This is a genomic window from Pseudomonas sp. KK18, from assembly GCF_037094675.1.
Taxonomy (GTDB): Bacteria; Pseudomonadota; Gammaproteobacteria; order Pseudomonadales; family Pseudomonadaceae; genus Aquipseudomonas.
The window spans coordinates 2,325,497-2,344,168 of record NZ_CP146605.1 but is presented as its reverse complement, the minus strand read 5'-3'; the positions used below and the strand labels follow the sequence as shown (position 1 = coordinate 2,344,168).

The following is an 18,672-nucleotide window of genomic DNA, read 5'->3' as shown; positions in this document are numbered from 1 at the left end:
GGCTGCCGTTGTATTTACCGCGCGTATCAAGCCAGCCGGCTGAGCATTTCCTTGGCCTCGCCCTTCTGACCGTCATCGCCTTCCTTGAGCACCTCGCCAAGAATGTCCCGCGCACCGTCGGCATCGCCCATGTCGATGTAGGCCTGCGCCAGGTCGAGCTTGGTGGCCACTTCGTCGGTACCGGAGAGGAAGTCGAATTCCGGCTCATCGCCACCCAACGCCGCGTCGTCGGCGGTGAAGGACGGTTCGATTGGCGGATGCTCCAAGCTTTGCGACAGGCGATCCAGCTCGGCGTTGACATCATCAAGCTCCGACGCAAACGCGTCCGGCTTGGCCGCTGCAGGCGCCTCGGGCTCGTCGGCCAGGGACAGGTCGAAATCCTCCGGCAGGTCGAGGTCGTCCAGGTCGGCCGGCGTCAGTGTCGGCGGCTCTACCGGCGGCAGGTCCTTCATCTGGTCTTCAAGGCCGGAGAGGAAGTCGTCGTCTGACTGGGTCGACGAGGGTGGATCGAGTTGCAGGTCCAGGTCGAAATCCGACAGGTCTTCCGCGCTGGCCTTGGCCTCGGTCTGCTGTTGCAGCACCGATTCAAAGCTCAGGTCGTCGTCCGACGTCGGGCGGACCACAGCTGGCGAAGCAGCCTCCAGATCGTCCAGGCTGAGGTCGAAGTCAGTGTCAAACGCGTCCGGCGCAGGCTCAGGTGCAGGCGGTGCCGGGTCGTCCTTGAGCAGGTCCTTGACGTATTGGGCGTCGAGAGCGGCAGCGGCGACGGCAGCGCTGACGCCTGCTGCGAACACGGCCATGGCCGGGAAGCGGCTTTTCAGCTGTTCGACCTGGGCATGGTTGTCGCCATTGGCGACCAACTGGCGCTCCTGGGTGACAAACCCGTCCTTGTTGCCCTGCAAGCCGTGGACTTCCATCAGCTTGAGACGCAGGTCACTGCGGGCGGGCTCTTGCTTGATTGCATCTTCCAGCACTTCCGCAGCCTGGTTCAGGTGGCCACGGTCGATATGCGACTGGGCTTGCGCCAGGGCGTCAGTCGGACGCTGCGCAGCAACAGGTGCGACCACCGGCGCAATCACCGGGGCAACCACCGCCGCCGGGGCTGGAGCTGGAGCTGGAGCTGGAGCTGGAGCTGGAGCTGGAGCCAGCTTGACGTTCGGCGGCGGCACATCAAGGCCTTCGAAACTGTCAGATGGCAGATCGTGATCAATGTTCGGCGCAAATTCCGGCTCTTCAGCCAGGGCCCGCGCCATGCGCAGGTGCTTTTCTTCTTCAAGGCGCGCATTGCGATGACGGGCCCACAGCAGCAGAAGCAACAGCACCAGCAAACCCGCTGCGCCGCCGATCACACCCAGCACGATCGGGTTGGTCAGCAGGTCGTTGAATTTACCTTCAGTGCTGGCAGGCGCCGCATCCGGCTTGACCGGGGTCTCGACCGGCGCAGCCGCAGGGGTTGCTGCCGGAGCTGCCGTTGCCGGCGCCGCCGGTTGTGCAGCCAGCTCGGCCGGCATCGCCGCCGTTGCAGCAGGCTGCGCCGCAGCGCCACCCGGAGTCTGCAACTTGGCCAGCTGGTTGTTCTTGAGCTCGATCAGCCGCTGCAGCTTGTCCAGCTGACTTTGCAGGTCAGCCATGCGGCTTTTCAGCTCTTCATTCTCGCGACGGGTCGAATCCAGGCTTTCCTGGGTCACCGCCAGCTTGTTGTTCAAGGCCCGGCTGTCGCCCGCCGCGCCCTTCCCGCCCTTCCTGGCCGCTTCGGCCGAGACCAGGCTCAAATTGTCCTTGGTATTGGTCTGCGACGGTGCATTACCCGCCTGGGTACGCTTGGTCGCATCCAGCTGCGCCTTGCCGGCGAGCTGATTGCCGCCACGGCGACCCTCGCGCCACGCCGCGTTTTGCGCCGTCACTTCAGCAATCGCCTCGGGCTGCGGCAGGCTGGTGCTTTGCCCCGAATCCGGCAGGCGCAGGACCTGGCCGGTTTTCATGCGGTTGATGTTGCCGTCGATAAAGGCGTCAGGGTTCAGCGCCTGAATGGCCAGCATGGTCTGCTGCACCGAGGCGCCATTGCGGTTTTTCGCGGCGATTTCCCACAAGGTGTCACGGGAAGTGGTGGTGTGTTCCTTGGCCTTGGTGACTGCCGGAGCCGTCGTCGCAGGCGCACTCAAGCGTGGCGCGGGTGCAGGTGCACCGGCGGCCGGGGTCGACTGGTCGAACTTGGCCGGGTCCAGCAGCACGCTGTAGTCGCGCATCAGGCGGCCGTTGGGCCATTGCACCTGCAGCAGGAAACGCACGTAGGAATCCGGCAGCGGCTTGCTGGAGGTGACACGCACCACACTGCGGCCGTTGGGATTGACCACCGGGGTAAAGGTCAGGTCGTTCAGGAACGCCTGGCGATCGACGCCCGCATCCACAAAGGCCTGGGACGACGCGAGGCTGGGGGTGATCTCGGAGGCGGTCAGGCCACCGACATCGAGCAACTCGATTTCCACCGACAGCGGCTGGTTCAGCTTCGACTTGAGGGTCATCTCCCCAAGCTGCAGTGCTTGCGCCATACCGGAGGACAGCGCCGAGGCGGCCGCTATTGCTAACACCAGTTTGCGAACTTGAACCATAGCCTCATCCTTTTTGAACACTCCCCGGCCGGCGAGAAGGTGGGTAACCGCTGCCATTAGGCATGGCGAGCCGATAGGTCACCGACGCGCAATTTTTCCAGCTTGGGGCCAAGCATAGCGCTTGGCTAGAATCAATCTACAAATTGCCGCCAAGTATCTTTTACACAAGGCCTTTTATCAACAACTGCGCCAGCTGTACGGCGTTCAGTGCCGCCCCTTTGCGTACGTTATCTGACGCCAGCCACATATTTAGTTCCGCGGGGTCATCAACACCGGCACGAACCCGGCCCACGTAGACCACGTCCTGACCGACCGCATCGCCCACAGCCGTGGGGTAATCGCCCTCTTCCACCAATTCGACACCCGGTGCCGAGTCCAGGGCACGGTTGACGGCAGCGAGATCCACCGCTGCCCCCAATTGCAGTGACACAGTCAGGCTATCGCCAAAAAACACCGGGGCTTGAACGCAAGTGACGGAAATCTTTAGCAAAGGCATTTCCAGCACGGCGCGCAATTCGTGCACCAGGCGTTTTTCCAGGGGGGTGTGGCCTTGCGCGTCAGGCTTGCCGACCTGGGCTAGCAGGTTAAAGGCCATTTGCCGGTCGAAGAACTTCGGCTCCAGCGGGCGCACATTCAGCAACTCGGCGGTCTGCCGGGCGAGCTCGCTGACAGCCTCACGGCCCTGGGCGGAAACGGCGAGGTTGGCGGTGACGTTGACGCGCTGAATGTCCAGCAAGCCGCGCAGTGGCGCCAGCACCACGGCCAGGGCAGTGGCCGACGGGCTTGGGCTGCTGACCTGATAAGGTTTTTTCAGGCCATCGAGGATCTGCGCGTTGGCTTCCGGCACTACCTGCGGCGCCTGATCGGCCGGCAAGGCGCCGGACAAGTCGATCAGGGTGCAGCCCGCAGCGGTGGCGCGCGGGGCAAAACTCAAGGTGACCGCAGGGCCGGCGGCGAAGAACACCAGTTGGACTTTGCTGAAATCGAATTCATCGACTTCCCGCACCCGCACGTTCTTGCCACGAAACGGCACCGAATGCCCGGCCGACTCGCTGCTGGCCAACAGGTGCAGGCTGCCTACCGGGAAGTCCTGCTCTTCGAGGATCTGCACCAGGGTTTCGCCAACGGTGCCGGTGGCGCCGATCACGGCAATATCAAAGGTCTGGGTCATGGGGGCTGCCTCGGGCATTGCGGGGGGAGCGGCACTTTACCGGGTGGCTGGGGGTGAGGCAATTAACCTGGGGGTTGTGGTGTGGCTGATGGCCTCTTCGCGAGCAAGCCCGCTCCCACATTCGAGCGAGTTTCTTCAGTTGAAATGCGATCAAATGTGGGAGCGGGCTTGCTCGCGAAGAGGCCCGAGCGCGCAATAAAAAACCCGCGCCTGTCACCAGAACGCGGGTTTCGTATTACCAGCAGCGATTACCGCTCCAGCAAGATCCGCAGCATGCGACGCAACGGCTCAGCCGCGCCCCACAGCAGTTGGTCGCCGACGGTGAACGCGCCCAGGTACTGCGTCCCCATGTTCAGCTTGCGCAGACGGCCAACCGGCACATTCAGGGTACCGGTCACCTTGTTCGGGCTCAGTTCCTGGATGCTGATATCACGGTTGTTCGGCACCAGCTTGACCCAAGGGTTGTGCTGGCTGATCAGCCCTTCGATATCGGCGATCGGCACGTCTTTGTTCAGCTTGATGGTCAACGCCTGGCTGTGGCAACGCATGGCGCCGATGCGCACGCAGATACCGTCCACCGGGATCGGGCTCTTGAAGCGACCGAGGATCTTGTTGGTCTCGGCCTGGGCCTTCCACTCTTCACGGCTCTGGCCGTTAGGCAGTTCCTTGTCGATCCACGGGATCAGGCTGCCGGCCAATGGCACACCGAAGTTTTCGGTCGGGTAGGCCTCGCTGCGCATGGCCTCGGCCACACGGCGGTCGATGTCGAGGATCGCGCTGGCCGGGTCAGCCAGTTGATCGGCGACAGCGGCGTGGGTCGCGCCCATCTGCTTGATCAGTTCACGCATGTTCTGCGCGCCGGCACCGGAGGCCGCCTGATAGGTCATGGCGCTCATCCACTCCACCAGGCCGGCTTCGAACAAGCCGCCCAGGCCCATCAGCATCAGGCTGACGGTGCAGTTGCCGCCGATGTAGTTCCTGGTGCCCGCGTCCAGTTGCTGGTCGATCACCTTGCGGTTGACCGGGTCCAGCACGATCACCGCGTCATCCTGCATGCGCAGGCTGGAAGCGGCGTCGATCCAGTAACCCTGCCAGCCGGCTTCGCGCAGCTTGGGGAAGACTTCGCTGGTGTAGTCGCCACCCTGGCAGGTCAGAATGACGTCGAGGGTCTTCAGTTCTTCAATGTTGTAGGCGTCCTTGAGCGGAGCAATGTCCTTGCCCACGGACGGCCCTTGACCACCTACATTGGAGGTGGTGAAAAACACCGGCTCAATAAGATCGAAATCCTGCTCTTCCAGCATCCGCTGCATGAGCACGGAACCGACCATACCGCGCCAACCGATCAGACCTACACGTTTCATCGCAACTACACCTTGTTCAAAAGTGGGCCGCCTTGCAGCAACATCTGCAAGCGGGCCCGAGAGATTACAGATTCCGCAGCGCGGCGACTACTGCGTCGCCCATTTCTTGCGTACCGACCTTGGTGCAACCCTGGGACCAGATGTCGCCAGTGCGCAGGCCCTGGTCGAGCACCAGGCTCACGGCCTGCTCGATGGCATCCGCGGCGTCGGTCAGGTTGAAGCTGTAACGCAGCATCATCGACACCGACAAAATGGTCGCCAACGGGTTGGCAATGCCCTGCCCGGCGATGTCCGGCGCCGAACCGTGGCACGGCTCGTACATGCCCTTGTTGTTGGCATCCAGGGAGGCCGACGGCAGCATGCCGATGGAACCGGTAAGCATCGAGGCCTGGTCGGACAGGATGTCGCCGAACAGGTTGTCGGTGACGATCACGTCGAACTGCTTCGGTGCACGCACCAGCTGCATGGCGGCGTTGTCGACGTACATGTGGCTCAGCTCGACGTCCGGGTAGTCCTTGGCGACCTCCTCGACGATTTCACGCCACAGCTGGCTGGACGCCAATACGTTGGCCTTGTCCACCGAGCAGACCTTCTTGCCACGCACACGGGCCATGTCGAAACCGACACGGGCGATACGGCGGATTTCACTCTCGCTGTACGGCAGGGTGTCGTAGGCCTGACGCTCGCCATTCTCCAACTCGCGCACGCCCCGTGGCGAGCCGAAGTAGATACCGCCGGTCAGTTCGCGGACGATCAGGATGTCCAGGCCCGCGACGATTTCCGGCTTGAGGCTGGAAGCGTCCGCCAGTTGCGGGTAAAGGATCGCCGGGCGCAGGTTGCCGAACAGGCCCAGTTGCGCACGGATTTTCAGCAGGCCGCGCTCAGGGCGGATGTCACGCTCGATCTTGTCCCACTTCGGGCCACCCACGGCGCCCAGCAGCACGGCGTCGGCTGCGCGGGCACGCTCCAGGGTTTCGTCGGCCAGAGGCACGCCGTGCTTGTCGATGGCCGCGCCGCCGATCACGTCGTGGCTCAGTTCGAAGCCCAGGCTGTACCTGGTGTTGGCCACTTCCAGCACCTTGACCGCTTCGGCCATGATTTCCGGACCAATGCCGTCGCCAGGGAGAATCAGAATCTGCTTGCTCATGCGTTCCTCATTTCATCAAGCGACCCGCCCGTGGGCAGGTCGGGAAAAATTAATCAGCGTTCGGCCCACACCACCAGCACGTCGGTGCTGAAGGTGCCGTCGGCTTGAATCTCGAAGTAATCGCGCACTTCCTGGCCCATTGCCTTTTGCAGCTCCAGGATCGCGGCACGCAATACCTCTGGGGTGCGCATGCGCTCGACCCACGAGGTGTATTCCAGGCGCAGGCGCTGGCGGCTGCTGTTGCGCACATGCAAACCGGCTTCGCTGAGCTGGCGCATCCACTCGCCGGCGGAATAGTCACGCACGTGGCTGGTGTCGCGCAGCACTTCGACGGTTTGCAGGTAAGTGTCCAACAGCGGGCTGCCCGGTGACAAGACGTCCACGAAAGCGGCCACGCCACCCGGCTTGAGCACCCGGCGCACTTCACGCAGGGCCAGGCCCAGGTCGCTCCAATGGTGCGCCGAGTAGCGGCTGAACACGAAGTCGAATTCGCCATCGGCAAACGGCAGGCGCTCGGCGGCGCCGTGCACAGTGCGGATGTTGTCCAGGCCACGGTCCACGGCAGCGGCGGCGACCACGTCAAGCATCTGCTGGGACAGGTCGTACGCCACCACTTCCTTGACCAACGGTGCCACGTTGAAACTCACATGACCGGCGCCGCAACCCAGGTCCAGCAGTCGTGCAGCGCCCTGCCCGGCCAGTTCGGCCTGGAGCAGCGCGAATTCGGTGCCTTGAGCATGTACTGCGCTGCTCAGGTAGGCCGAGGCCTGTTCGCCGAATTGTTTTTGCACGACTTGGGTGTGGGCGGTGCTGGTCATGATGATGTCCCTGGTTTTTGTGTTGCTGTTGCTGGCCCTTTCGCGAGCAAGCCCGCTCCCACATTCGACCGAGTTCCTTCAGTTGAAATGCAATCAAATGTGGGAGCGGGCTTGCTCGCGAAGGGGCCAGTCCGGTCTACATGGAATCAAGCGTCGCGAAACAACCAAGGCTGGCTGGCCCGGTGTTTGGTTTCAAACGCGGCAATCGCATCGCCGTCCTGCAAGGTCAGGCCGATGTCGTCCAGGCCATTGATCAGGCAGTGCTTGCGGAAGGCGTCCACTTCAAAGTGATACACCTTGCCGTCCGGACGGGTCACGGTCTGCGCCGCCAGGTCGATGGTCAACTGGTAGCCCACATCGGCTTCCACCTGCTGGAACAACTCATCCACTTCGGCATCGCTCAAGATGATCGGCAGCAAGCCGTTCTTGAAGCTGTTGTTGAAGAAGATGTCGGCGTAGCTCGGCGCGATGATGCTGCGAAAGCCATATTCTTCCAGGGCCCACGGCGCGTGCTCACGGCTGGAGCCGCAACCGAAGTTTTCCCGGGCCAGCAATACACTGGCGCCCTGGTAACGCTCGGCGTTGAGCACAAAGTCCTTGTTCAGCGGGCGCTTGGAGTTGTCCTGGTAGGCGTAGCCTACGTCCAGGTAGCGCCACTCGTCGAACAGGTTCGGGCCAAAACCGGTGCGCTTGATCGATTTCAAGAACTGCTTGGGAATGATCTGGTCGGTGTCCACGTTGGCACGGTCCAACGGCGCGACTAAACCGGTGTGTTGAGTAAAAGCTTTCATCGGGTATTCCTCAGATCAATTCGCGAACGTCGATGAAACGACCGTTGACGGCAGCCGCAGCAGCCATGGCCGGGCTGACGAGGTGGGTACGGCCACCGGCGCCCTGACGCCCTTCGAAGTTACGGTTGGAGGTGGACGCGCAATGCTCGCCCGACTCCAAACGGTCCGGGTTCATCGCCAGGCACATCGAGCAACCCGGCTCGCGCCATTCAAAACCGGCTTCGAGGAAGATCTTGTCGAGGCCTTCGGCTTCAGCCTGGGCCTTGACCAGGCCCGAACCTGGCACCACGATCGCCTGCTTGATGGTCGAGGCGACTTTGCGGCCCTTGGCGATCACCGCCGCAGCGCGCAAATCCTCGATCCGCGAGTTGGTGCAGGAGCCGATGAATACGCGATCCAGTTGGATGTCGGTAATCGCCTGATTGGCTTTCAAGCCCATGTACTTCAAGGCGCGCTCGATGGAACCACGCTTGACCAGGTCGGTTTCCTTGGCCGGGTCCGGCACGTTCTGGTCAACGGCCAACACCATTTCCGGCGAGGTGCCCCAGCTGACTTGCGGCTTGATCTGGGCGGCATCAAGAGTAACCACGGTGTCGAACACCGCATCGGCGTCGGAAACCAGGTCTTTCCAGGCTTCGACAGCGGCGTCCCAATCAGCACCGGCAGGTGCGAACGGGCGACCCTTGACGTAGGCAATGGTCTTTTCGTCCGCCGCCACCATGCCCACGCGGGCACCGGCTTCGATGGACATGTTGCAGATGGTCATGCGGCCCTCGATGGACAGGTCGCGAATCGCGCTGCCGGCGAATTCGATGGCGTGGCCGTTACCGCCGGCGGTGCCGATCTTGCCGATCACCGCGAGGACGATGTCTTTGGCGGTGACGCCGAAAGGCAACTCACCTTCCACCGACACCAACATGTTCTTCATTTTCTTGGCGACGAGGCACTGGGTGGCGAATACATGTTCCACCTCGGAGGTACCAATACCGTGGGCCAGGGCGCCAAACGCCCCGTGGGTAGAGGTGTGGGAATCGCCGCAAACCACGGTCATGCCGGGCAAGGTAGCGCCCTGCTCCGGGCCGATCACGTGAACGATGCCCTGGCGCACGTCATTCATCTTGAATTCGGTGATGCCATATTCGTCGCAGTAATCATCGAGGGTCTGCACCTGGAGGCGCGACACGGTGTCGACGATGGCGTCGATCCCGCCTTTACGCTCCGGTGTGGTCGGCACGTTGTGGTCCGGGGTGGCGATGATCGAGTCGACGCGCCAAGGCTTGCGCCCGGCCAGTCGCAGGCCTTCGAACGCTTGGGGCGAGGTCACTTCATGGATGATGTGACGGTCGATGTAGATCAGCGACGACCCATCATCGCGCCGTTTCACTTCATGGGAATCCCAAAGCTTGTCGTAAAGCGTTTTGCCGGCCATCACGCGGTCCTCATCAGGTGTTTCTATGCCCCGGGCCTTGAACGATTCAATAACCCTTTGGCTTGTGAGGCTGATGGTATGGCGCTACATTAAATAACTCAAATTCATATTTTTTATGCTTTGGATTACCAACTGGAATAGCACAATGGACCTGGCCAACCTCAATGCCTTTATCGCCATCGCCGAGACCGGCAGCTTCTCCGGTGCCGGTGAACGCCTGCACCTGACCCAACCGGCCGTCAGCAAGCGCATCGCCGGCCTGGAGCAACAATTAAAGGTGCGCCTGTTCGACCGGCTGGGGCGTGAAGTCGGCCTCACCGAAGCCGGACGGGCGCTGCTGCCCCGGGCGTATCAGATTCTCAATGTACTGGACGACACCCGCCGCGCCCTGACCAACCTGACCGGCGAGGTCAGCGGTCGCCTCACTCTGGCCACCAGCCATCACATCGGCCTGCACCGCTTGCCACCGGTCCTGCGCACGTTCACCCGGGAATACCCGAATGTCGCGCTGGACATTCAGTTTCTCGATTCGGAAGTGGCCTACGAAGAAATCCTCCATGGCCGCGCCGAAGTGGCCGTAATCACCCTGGCGCCGGAGCCCCACACGCTGGTGCGGGCCACCCCGGTGTGGGACGACCCGCTGGATTTCGTGGTGGCGCCGGAACACAGCCTGATCAGCAACGGCAGCGTCAGCCTGGCGGACATCGCCCGGCACCCGGCGGTGTTTCCCGGCGGCAACACCTTTACCCACCATATCGTGCAGCGGCTGTTCGAGGCCCAGGGCCTGACGCCAAACATCGCCATGAGCACCAACTACCTGGAAACCATCAAGATGATGGTCTCCATTGGCCTTGCCTGGAGCGTATTGCCGCGCACCATGCTCGATGACCAGGTGGCACGCATCGCTTTGCCGGGCATACAGCTCAGTCGCCAGCTAGGCTATATCGTGCACACCGAAAGGACGCTGTCGAACGCTGCGCGGGCTTTCATGAGCCTATTGGATGCACAGGTCGATCTGCCAGGGAATCAGGCTTGAATCGCCGTGGCCCGTAGACCGTGGAACCCGCGCCGAACGCCCATCGAGCCAAGGCCCTTTGATAATGCGCAACCCCGTCGATACCGTGCCACCCCTGCCCCGCATCTACGCCCTGGACCCACAGGAGGCGGAGCAAAGCTGGGACAGCGCGCCGCAACTGCTCGCGGCGCTCAACGCTGCCCGGCTGGGCGCCTGGAGCTGGGAAATCGATACCGGCCGGATCAGCTGGTCCCGAGGCACTCAGGCCCTGTTCGGCTTCGACCCGCGCCAGCCGCTGCCTGAAGACCTGGAGTACCTGGACCTGCTGGCCCCCGAGGACCGCGCCAAGGTGGTCCGGGCCTTTCATGCGGTGCTGGCCGGCGAACCCGCTGTCCAGGCCATGCACCACCGTATCCAATGGCCCGATGGCAGCCTGCACTGGCTGGAAATCAACGGCAGCCTGCTACCGGACAAGGCCGGGCGTCGGCGAATGATCGGGGTGATCCGCGAAATCACCCACCAGCGCGAGCGCGAACACGCCCTCAGCCATTCGGAAAAGCGCTTCGCCACCCTGTTCCATTTGTGCCCGCTGATGGTCCTGCTGACCCGCCAGGCGGACGGCCTGATCAGCGAAGCCAACCAGTATTTCGAGAGCCTGTTCGGCTGGCCGTTGGCCGATGCCATTGGCCGCAGCACATTGGAGCTGGGCCTCTGGGTACACCCGGAACAACGCACGCATCTGGTCAAGGCCACCCAGCGCAAAGGCGCCCCCATCACCATGGAAGTGCAGTTTCGCGCCAGCAACGGGCAGGTCCACAATGGCACCCTCAGCGCCCAGAAAGTCGAGCTGGACGGCGAGGACTACCTGATCAGCACCTTCCTCGACACCACCGAGCGCAAGAATGCCGAGCAGGCCCTCAAGGACAGCCAGGAACGCCTGGACCTGGCCCTGGACTCGGCGCAACTGGGCACCTGGGACTGGCACATCCCCAGCGGCATGCTCTATGGCTCGGCCCGCGCCGCCCAACTGCACGGGCTGGAACCCCAACCGTTCCACGAATCCTTCGAGGCCTTCTTTGAAGGCATGCCCCAGGAAGAGCGCGAGAGCATGCGCAACGCCTACCGCACCCTGCGCGAAGGCCCGGCGGGCAACTACCAACTGACCTACCGCGTGCAACTGGAAGACGGCAGTTCGCGCTACCTGGAAAGCCGCGCCCGCCTGTATCGCGATGACACGGGCGTACCGTTGCGAATGGCCGGGACCCTGCTCGACATCACCGACCAGGTTGAACGTGAGCAGCGCCTGATCGCATCCGAAGAAAAATTCGCCAGCCTGTTCCTCGCCAGCCCCGACCCGATCTGCGTGACGCGCCTGGAGACCGGCCAGTTTATCGAGATCAACCCGGCCTTCACCCAGACCTTCGGCTGGACCGCCGCCGAGGTGCTCAACAACAACGCCGAGCAGATCGGCTTGTGGGAGGAGTCCAGCCAACGCCTGCAGCGCATCGAGCAGGTGATCCGCGAACAATCCCTGAGCAACGTGGCAATCACCGTTCATCACAAGAACGGCCAGACCCTGAACTGTGTGATATCAAGCCGCCTGATCCAGGTCAGCGACCAACCCTGCATCGTCACCACCCTGCGGGACATCACCCAACAACAGCGCTCGGAAGCGGCGCTCAAGGCCAGCGAAGAGAAGTTCGCCAAGGCCTTTCATTCCAGCCCCGATGCGGTGTCGATCACCGAGCGCGATACCGGGCGCTACGTGGAGGTCAATGACGGCTTCTGCCGCCTCACCGGCTACCGCGCCGAAGAAGCGATCGGCCTGACGCTGTACCAGATCGGCATCTGGGCCGATGAAAACCAGCGCGCGGCGTTATTGGCCGAGTTGCAGATCAAGGGCCGCATTCATCACCTGGAAATGCTCTGGCACAACAAGCGCGGTGAAGTGCTGGCGGTTGAAGTGTCGGTGGAGCCCATCACCCTCAATGAAACCCCCTGCCTGTTGCTGACCGCCCGGGACGTCAGCCTGCTGAAAAACGCCCAGGCGCAGATTCGCCACCTGGCCTATCACGACCCGCTGACCAACCTGCCCAACCGCGCCCTGTTGATGGACCGCCTGAGCCAGCAGATCGCCCTGCTCAAGCGCCACAACCTGCGGGGCGCCCTGCTGTTTCTTGACCTGGACCACTTCAAGCACATCAACGATTCCCTCGGCCACCCGGTCGGCGACACGGTGCTGAAGATCGTCACTGCACGCCTTGAAGCCAGTGTGCGCATGGAAGACACCGTGGCACGCCTGGGCGGCGATGAGTTTGTGGTGCTGCTCAGCGGCCTGGAAGGCACGCGCCCGCAAGTCAGCACTCAGGTCCAGGAGCTGGCCGATACCCTGCGCGAACTGTTATCCGAACCGATGTTCCTGGATGGCCACCGCCTGCAAGTCACCCCGAGCATCGGTGTGGCGCTGATCCCCGATCACGGCTCAACCCCGGCAGATTTGCTCAAGCGCGCCGACATCGCCCTGTACCGGGCCAAGGATTCAGGGCGCAACACCATCCAGATGTTCCACAACAGCATGCAGAAAACCGCCAGCGAGCGGCTGCGCATGGAAACCGACCTGCGCCTGGCCCTGTCCCGCGGCGAGTTCAGCGTGCATTACCAACCCCAGGTGGATGCGCGCGGCAACACCATCGTCGGCGCCGAGGCCCTGGTGCGCTGGCAACATCCGCAGTTGGGCGCACAGTCCCCGACGGAATTCATCAAGGTCCTGGAAGACAGCGGCCTGATCCTTGAAGTCGGCACCTGGATCCTCGACGAAGCCTGCAGCACCTTCGCGCAGTTGATTGCCGAGGGCCTGGTAGACCCGCTGAACTTCAGCCTGTGCGTCAACATCAGCCCGCGGCAGTTTCGCCAGAATGATTTTGTCGAACGGGTAGAACGCAGCCTGCGCACCCACCACCTGCCTTATACCCTGCTGAAGCTGGAAATCACCGAAGGCATCGTGATCCAGAATCTGGACGACACCATCAGCAAAATGCGCCGCCTGAAAAAGCTCGGCGTGAGTTTTGCGATGGATGATTTCGGCACCGGCTATTCGTCGCTGACCTACCTCAAGCGCCTGCCGGTGGATGCGCTGAAGATCGACCAGTCGTTTGTGCGCGACGCCACCCATGACCCCAACGATGCGGAGATCATCCGCGCCATTGTGGCCATGGCGCGCAGCTTGAACCTGGACGTCATTGCCGAAGGAGTGGAAACCCCTGAGCAACTGGCGTTTTTGCAGGGGCTTGGGTGTCATTTGTATCAGGGGTATCTGCACAGTCGGCCCTTGCCGGTGGAAGGGTTCAGGCAGGTACTGAAGCGAATGCCCCAGGCCACTTCATCGGAATAAGTTGCACCGGATTTTCCTGATGGGCAGCTGCTTTTTGAGCCTGTAGGTTCAAGTGCTTTCCATTTTCGGGCACACCTACCATGCAGTATGCAAAGCACTCCCCGGCGCTGCTAGGCGGCGCCTCGAGATAACCGGCGCCAGGGTTGATGGACACCATGGGAGCAGACAGGGCATACAGCCAATGCTGTTGAATTTCATCCATGACCAGGAGGTTCCAGAGTGGATGAGAGTAGCCGAGGCCAACTACGTATGCGGACACAGATTGCAAGGCATATGCAGCCGGCCACCATCGGACTTGTCTTTTCTGCGCGCAGAAAAAAGACCACGAGATCTCGTGGCCTGTGTTTCTCAAACTCTGCACCTTTAAACCTAAACCAGCGTTAGCGCCGTGCCCTCTTCATCCATCCAGCTTGATGATTTCAGTGGGTGTTTATACCCGTAATCATCAAAAGCCCCATCAACGACGACAACAGAATGCATGAAGTTCGCCAACGTGCCGGTTGCACCATCTGCCAGCGCCTGGACGCTGCTGCTTCGGGTAAAGGCGAACAAACCCAGACGCCGCAGTGCATCACCAGGGGTCTCGCCATCATTGAGCGTGCTCATCGCCGCTTCAAAGCTCTCGCCGGCACGAAACTCGTGGTTCTCCATTTGCGCCCGCTTGGCGCTGACGGCGTACAGGAAATTCGCATCCTTGAGCAGGCCGGCGTCGGCGCCTTTGAAATTCGAGTGTTCCCGGGCTGTTTTCAGTTCTGCATGGGTCAAGCTGACCTTGCTGGAATCGCGCATCGTCACGGTGTAACCGTCGCGGGTCTCGGTGATGTTTTTATAGATGCCCCGGGGACTTTGCCCATACTTCATCATCGCCGCCTTGATCGCCGATACCGTGACACAGTTCCCCTCGACACCTTGATAGAATCCACTCCAGATATTCCCAGGCCTGACCCCGACCGGTACATTGGAAATAGGTGGGGGCCGCGTGCTTGAACCAACGGGCACTCCGTCCGGTACCTCCTCGGCGAGCATGTAGCCATAAGATTTGACGATCGATGGCTTGTCACCATTGCTGTGCTGCAGGCCATCCAGTACCAAGGCACTCGAATAGCCAAAAGTACTGACCACCCCCACCGCGCCCTGCTCCTGCATCTTGGCGGGTGGCACGATGCGCAAGAAGCCAGTCATGCCCAAGCCCTTCAACACGCGGTATTCCGTATCGCCTTTGAGCGTGTTCGATAAAACCTTTTCAAACGATGCCCCAGGGTCCTGGTCACCGCGGGTCATCTGCTTGCGCTTCGTGTACGCCGCCAGCATGAAGTTGGCCTGCTTCACCGCGTCGGGGTTGTTCCCAGCGAATCGCGAGGCCGTGGTCGCTTGCTGCAACTCTTGCCGGGAAAAATGCAGTTCGAAACCGTCCTTCATCGTGATGTCATACCCGTCTCCCGCCGGGGTGACTTTCTCGAACATATCCGTGGCGTCTGGACCAAACCTCATCATCATCATTTTTATGACGCAGGCATGGCTGCTGCCATCAACAACCTCACCGAATCCTCGCTCGGCCGCGTTAAATCCGCTGAGAATGTCAACGGGCTTGCGGCCACGCCGGGTGGACGGCGTATCGACGAGGGGACCATCGACCGGAGCAACCGGCACATCTCGCTTGACCGGCTTAGCCGTTTGCCCCTCCTTGTCCAGCACGTAGACGTAGGGACGGTCGGGGCGATATTGACGGTCAAACCGATGCGCCACCCCATCCCGAATCAACGCGGCACCGAAGTTATGCGCCTCCATGACGCCGACGGAGTTCTTGCCGACGAGTTGCTCCGAAGGGATCTGCTGCATAAACCGGCCCATGCCCATGCCCTTGAGCAGGTTCGATGCAGTCTCACCCTGTAAGGACATGGTCAAGGCCGCGTTAAAGCTGCTGCTGATACGGCTGTCGGAACTGGACAATTGTTTGCGCTTGACGAAGACAGCCAATGCGAAATTCGCGTTTTCCACTGTACTGGCATCACCACCGACAAATCTCGACGCTGAGGCAGTGCCATGCACTTCATGATCGGAAACATGCAACTTATAACCGTCTTTCAGCGTAACGTCATACCCCGAGCCAACGCGCTTTACTTCATCAAATAGATCAGCGCGCGCAGGACCGAAGGTCGATATCATCATCTGGATAACAGCAGAATGGCTGCTCGTATCAAAATGCTCACCGAACTGTCGCTCGGTAGAATTCAAAGTACTTACACTGTCGACGGATTTATTTTCACCCCCGTATACACGCGCAGGATGATGGACCGCCGTACTCATTGCATAACCCGTATTCATCGTAATCATGGAGCACTCCTTAAAGGGCGAACACACAATAGCCCGTGGTAAACGCTGCCACCTGCACGTTGCGTTCAGGCATAAAAAGAAAGTGCATGAACACGGCATACAGTATTTTCTGCACGCGATGAACTGCACTCAGTCAGATAATAATTTCAACAAGATCTAGTTATAGATTTAACGTGTTGCGCAGCAATGATCATCTTCTTATTGTTTTATGGACAGCCCGTTAGCCAACCAATGCAATAGCCCGTCCAAACCGCGGTCTTCCCGCTTTAGTCCCATACATCTCCTCACACCCATCAACCACTGCTACAGAGTGCCTGCTCCTGTTGACCATACCGATCAATGATTTATCAGCAAACGCACTGACCGGAACTTCTTTCATATGCTGGCGCAAGCCCAGACGCTTGAAGCCTTCCCCGGGCCCCGTTTCGTCCTCACCGTCGTTGAGGCTGTTTATCGCGGATTGAAAGCTCCTGCCTGCAGTCCCGTCATTGTTTTCCAGCATCGCTCGCTTGGCGCTGACGGCAAATAGAAAGTGCGCATCCTTGAGCATGCCGGGATCGCGCATCGGGACAAACTTCGAGCCACGCCTGGCTTGGGCCAATTCATCCTTGCTCAAATCCAGCGCGTACCCGTCACGCATGACAATGTGATAGCCATCACCCTTGGCTTGAACAGACTTGAAGATATCGGTCGGGCTTTGACCGAACTTCGCCATCGCCGCCTTGATCGCCGAAATGGTCACGCAATTACCGTCAGGGCCCTGGCGAAAACCGTTCCATATATTTGCCGGCTTGGCGCCGTTGCGCTTATCGGACAGATCAGGAAGCGGCTGCGGTGCTGGATCCGGCAGGGGTGCATCCGGCTTGGGCAGCACTGCCGGCGGGGGCGCAGGCGTTACCTTGGTCGCCACTGTATTCGCCAGTTCCTTGCCCGCCAGCAGGCCTTGCAACTGTGTAAAAAACTGGGTGAACAGTTCGAGGAGCTTTGCTAACAGCGGGGTGTCGCTGGCTGTGTTCCCTACGGTACTTTGATCGTTATTACCGAACGATGAGAGGACCTGGTTATTAACGAATACCGGCTGCACGGGAACCGATCGTCCTGGTGTGTTGCCGGTTTGCGAATGTTGATAATAGTTTCTGACCGCGCCCGCATTATTGATTTCTGAACAAGACATATAACCATCCTTCATCAAGGGCCCCCGACGTTTTTGATCGGGAGCGCCTTGTTGAAAAAAACTGAGGAAGTGGCCGACTTACCTGCTTATCCGGCGGCCGGGATTAAACCGCCAGTCGTTGTCGAACGCTCGACGCCTGCCGCTGGTTTCGAACTCAAAGAAATCCTCAGACGGCCCTGGCGAAGTGATGTCCGGCTCCGGCTTATCCGGCTTCGGAGCATCTGGTTTAGGCGCATCCGGCTTCGGTGGGACCGGAGCGTCTGGCTTCGGCGGAACCGGTGCATCGGGCTTCGGTGGGACTGGCACGTCTGGCTTCGGCGGAACCGGTGCATCAGGCTTCGGCGGAACCGGCACGTCCGGCTTCGGCGGGACCGGTGCATCTGGCTTAGGCGGAACCGGCACGTCTGGCTTCGGCGGAACCGATGCATCGGGCTTCGGCGGAACCGGCACGTCTGGCTTCGGCGGGACCGGTGCATCGGGCTTAGGCGGAACCGGCACGTCCGGCTTCGGCGGAACCGGTGCATCTGGCTTCGGCGGAACCGGCACATCGGGCTTAGGCGGAACCGGCACGTCGGCCTTCGGCGGGACCGGTGCATCGGGCTTAGGCGGAACTGGCACGTCTGGCTTCGGCGGGACCGGTGCATCGGGCTTAGGCGGGACCGGCTTCGTTGCATCCGGGTGAGGACAATGGCAGTTCATCACTTGGACCGTGACGTTCACGTCGGAACTGCTCCGGCTGTTCGGCTGCACGTCCTTGCCCGATGCAGGGTCTGGCCTGCGGGGATCTGGCAGGGGTTTAGGCGTTACCTTAACCTCGGAACTCGGGACCGCTGGATTGTTTGCTGGCTTGTCTTTCTGTACCGACACCTCAGGATTGGTCCCGGACTTGTCCTTGAGTGCAGTGTTCAATACCGGCGAGTTGGTCTCGGCTTTGTCCTTGGCTACAGTGTTCGGCACTTGCGAGTCAGTCCCCGCCTTGTCCTTGGCCGCAGTGTCCGGCACATTCGACTTACTGTCCGCCTTATCCTTCACCGGAGTATCGCTACTCTTTTCGGGTTTAGGCAGCGGGCCAGCATCGGGTACCAACTTGGGCATCCCGCCCTGTCCGGACAGCATGTTCCGTATGGCCTTGAATGCATATTCAAACAACTCGAACAACTTCTCGAGTGCATCCTTGTTGAAGGTGACGGTTCCATCCGTCACCACGGCGGGATTGTTTTTCAATACTGTGCCGGGCGTATTCGCCCGGATTTCGCCGGCGCTCTTGTCGACAGACTTTGGCAGGTCTGCATTCTGCTGATTGAAGTCATTAGTCAAGCGAGGGAAATTATTGACCGACAAATTAGACATAAACAAATCCTTATTCAGTGATTGCCAAAACTCCTTCAGCGGTCTGCAAACAGACCGTCCAGGTTCTGGACTGGAAACAAAC

General features: G+C 60.9%; 12 protein-coding genes. 2 read left to right on the top strand and 10 right to left on the bottom strand.

The window, feature by feature from the left end:
- Positions 1–26: 26 nt before the first annotated feature.
- The 7 genes from V6607_RS10600 to leuC form a co-directional block, all read right to left on the bottom strand.
- Positions 27–2,609 carry a FimV/HubP family polar landmark protein gene (locus tag V6607_RS10600; protein ID WP_338743775.1) on the bottom strand — a complete coding sequence of 861 codons (2,583 nt, stop codon included), beginning with the start codon at positions 2,607–2,609 and terminating at the stop codon, positions 27–29.
- Positions 2,610–2,769: 160 nt separating this feature from the next.
- Positions 2,770–3,780 carry an aspartate-semialdehyde dehydrogenase gene (locus V6607_RS10595; RefSeq protein ID WP_134326075.1) on the bottom strand — a complete coding sequence of 337 codons (1,011 nt, stop codon included), beginning with the start codon at positions 3,778–3,780 and terminating at the stop codon, positions 2,770–2,772.
- A gap of 248 nt (positions 3,781–4,028) precedes the next feature.
- On the bottom strand, positions 4,029–5,141 hold the full coding sequence (asd, locus tag V6607_RS10590; RefSeq protein WP_003212667.1) for an aspartate-semialdehyde dehydrogenase: 1,113 nt from the start codon (positions 5,139–5,141) through the stop codon (positions 4,029–4,031).
- A 64-nt stretch (positions 5,142–5,205) separates the two neighbouring features.
- A complete protein-coding gene (gene leuB, locus V6607_RS10585) occupies positions 5,206–6,288 on the bottom strand; it encodes a 3-isopropylmalate dehydrogenase (RefSeq protein WP_134326074.1) in 1,083 nt (360 codons plus the stop codon).
- Positions 6,289–6,341: 53 nt separating this feature from the next.
- Positions 6,342–7,106 carry a class I SAM-dependent methyltransferase gene (locus V6607_RS10580; protein WP_003212662.1) on the bottom strand — a complete coding sequence of 255 codons (765 nt, stop codon included), beginning with the start codon at positions 7,104–7,106 and terminating at the stop codon, positions 6,342–6,344.
- Positions 7,107–7,252: 146 nt separating this feature from the next.
- A complete protein-coding gene (gene leuD, locus V6607_RS10575) occupies positions 7,253–7,897 on the bottom strand; it encodes a 3-isopropylmalate dehydratase small subunit (RefSeq protein ID WP_003212660.1) in 645 nt (214 codons plus the stop codon).
- 10 nt (positions 7,898–7,907) lie between these two features.
- Positions 7,908–9,326, bottom strand: coding sequence for a 3-isopropylmalate dehydratase large subunit (gene leuC, locus V6607_RS10570; RefSeq protein ID WP_008438759.1), 1,419 nt, complete (start codon positions 9,324–9,326; stop codon positions 7,908–7,910).
- 145 nt (positions 9,327–9,471) lie between these two features.
- Between leuC and V6607_RS10565 the strand changes: the two genes are divergently transcribed.
- On the top strand, positions 9,472–10,362 hold the full coding sequence (locus V6607_RS10565; protein WP_102606279.1) for a LysR family transcriptional regulator: 891 nt from the start codon (positions 9,472–9,474) through the stop codon (positions 10,360–10,362).
- A gap of 64 nt (positions 10,363–10,426) precedes the next feature.
- Positions 10,427–13,732, top strand: coding sequence for a bifunctional diguanylate cyclase/phosphodiesterase (locus tag V6607_RS10560; RefSeq protein ID WP_102606278.1), 3,306 nt, complete (start codon positions 10,427–10,429; stop codon positions 13,730–13,732).
- Between the two features lie 369 nt (positions 13,733–14,101).
- Here V6607_RS10560 and V6607_RS10555 read toward each other — a convergent pair whose 3' ends face one another.
- The 3 genes from V6607_RS10555 to V6607_RS10545 form a co-directional block, all read right to left on the bottom strand.
- A complete protein-coding gene (locus tag V6607_RS10555; protein WP_134326073.1) occupies positions 14,102–16,066 on the bottom strand; it encodes a hypothetical protein in 1,965 nt (654 codons plus the stop codon).
- A gap of 220 nt (positions 16,067–16,286) precedes the next feature.
- Complete coding sequence (locus V6607_RS10550; protein ID WP_218167347.1) at positions 16,287–17,240, bottom strand: hypothetical protein; 954 nt, start codon at positions 17,238–17,240, stop codon at positions 16,287–16,289.
- A 78-nt stretch (positions 17,241–17,318) separates the two neighbouring features.
- Positions 17,319–18,590, bottom strand: coding sequence for an adhesin (locus V6607_RS10545; RefSeq protein ID WP_177437394.1), 1,272 nt, complete (start codon positions 18,588–18,590; stop codon positions 17,319–17,321).
- Between the last annotated feature and the right edge of the window lie 82 nt (positions 18,591–18,672).